We start from the raw sequence: 1761 nt of genomic DNA, 5'->3' as shown, positions 1-1761 counted from the left end.
GGTGACCGGTGAGAGCAGCCACGATTTCGACGCGCTCGCCATCTTCGCGTGCATCTCGACGGTGGTTGCCGTCGTGACTGCGATCGGCGTGTGGCGACTCGTGCGACCGCGTGGGCCGATCCTGTTCTGCGGCATTCTGCTCGGAACCGCCACGGGCGCAGTCACGATGGCCGTGGTCGGCGAAGGTGTTGCCCGGCTTCGGTATCCGAGCGTCGACTCGCCACAGGTCGACCAGATCCTCTCGCTCGCGCCGAGCATCGGCACCATGCTGGTACTGATCCTCGCACCCATGGTTGCGAGCCTCTGCGTCCTCGTCATGGCGACGTTCAGTCCCCATGACGACCTTGGTGCATTGAAGTCGGCGCCGGCCGTGGCCGTCGAGAGCTGATCCAGCGATTTTCGAGTAGCCCGCTACTCGTGTGAGGTCCCTTGGTAGTGACCGACCCTGTGGAAGAACCAGCGCGTTGCGCTTGTCGTCCCAGGAAGGATCCGCCATGACCATCGAGGCACCGATCACGACCGATTCGAGCAAACTACGGCGCAAGCGCGGTGTGTCGCGCGTGCACACGACAATGGAACTCGGCGACGACCACGCGGTGCAGCTGGTCGAGTTCGGTTCCGGCATTCAGGCGGTCGTCGAGACCGGGCTCGCCATCGAGCACACGCCGGCACGGAGAATGGAGTCCGACCCACCGCCGGACGCGGGCGTCACGCGGGTGGGAGAGCGCGCTTACGAGGACGCCGGCATTGCGGTCCGCGATACCGGCGAGCAGATCTGGTTCAAGAACAACTTCTGCAACGCTCTCAGGAGTGCGTGCAGGGCTGGGACTGGGCCGTGTGCGGCACCCGCTTCGCGGTCGGCAGCGCGACGGGCATCGCAATGGTTGGCAGGGAGGGCTCCCGCAACGCGACCTTCACGGTCTACGTCTGGGAGTGCGTCTGTGTCGGGCCGTTCTGCGTGGGCGGCACCGAGTGCTTCTGGGTGGAGAACTGGCGAGGACTGGTGCTGCCAGGGCATTGGCTTTCGGTCGACACCCGAGCACCGGACCACAAGTGGCTGCGCTGGAACCTGGACGGCGCCGGTGGCGACACTCAGGTCAGTCTGGCCGCGAAGTACCGCTGACGGGCGAGGCGTGCCACGCTGAAACGGTGGCCGCGCAGAGTCGACTGGAACGCGGCCGGGCGGCGTTCGACGAGTCCGCCTGGTCGGACGCGTTCGGCCTGCTCGAGGCCGCGGATAGGGAGTCCGAGCTGGTCCCGGCCGATCTGGAAGTGCTCGCGACTGCGGCCTACCTCAGCGGCCGCCATGACGAGTCGCAGAGCGCGTGGACTCGCGCGTATCACGGCTGGCTCGCTCAACGCCGGGTCGACCTCGCCGCGGGGTGCGCGCATTGGCTCGCGTTCGGCTTGATCACCCGCGGGGAACTGGCCGGCTCGGCGGGATGGGCCGCTCGGGGCTTGCGGGACCTCGACAGCGCGGAGTCGGACTGCGTGCAGCGCGGTTACCTCACGACGATCGTTGCCGTGCAGCAGTTCTTTCAGGGGCACGTGGAGGAGGCGCTCGCGGGCATCGCCGTTGCCGCGCCGCTGGCCGAGCGATTCGGCGACGTCGATCTGTACACGCTCATTGCGCTGCTCGAGGCCCAGGTGCAGGTGCAGCTCGGCCGGCTCAGCGAGGGCATCGCGCAACTCGACGAGCTGATGATCTCGGTGCTCGCGGGCGAGGTGTCACCGGTCATTGCGGGTCTGACGTACTGCGCT

2 protein-coding genes and 1 pseudogene are annotated in these 1761 nt (G+C 67.5%); all 3 read left to right on the top strand.

Annotation, left to right across the window (positions count from 1 at the left end; all coding sequences use genetic code 11):
• A partial coding sequence (locus tag A8G08_RS04970) for a DUF2567 domain-containing protein (RefSeq protein WP_169823265.1) occupies positions 1–388 on the top strand: 388 nt, incomplete at its 5' end.
• A gap of 426 nt (positions 389–814) precedes the next feature.
• Positions 815–1123, top strand: a complete 309-nt coding sequence (locus tag A8G08_RS04965; protein WP_068270941.1) for a hypothetical protein — start codon at positions 815–817, stop codon at positions 1121–1123.
• A 26-nt stretch (positions 1124–1149) separates the two neighbouring features.
• Positions 1150–1761, top strand: a pseudogene (locus A8G08_RS04960) (DNA-binding response regulator); the annotation flags it as partial.

This window comes from Aldersonia kunmingensis, from assembly GCF_001646865.1.
GTDB lineage: Bacteria > Actinomycetota > Actinomycetes > Mycobacteriales > Mycobacteriaceae > Aldersonia > Aldersonia kunmingensis.
The sequence above is the reverse complement of the archived record's forward strand: the minus strand, read 5'-3'. Positions and strand labels throughout refer to the sequence as shown.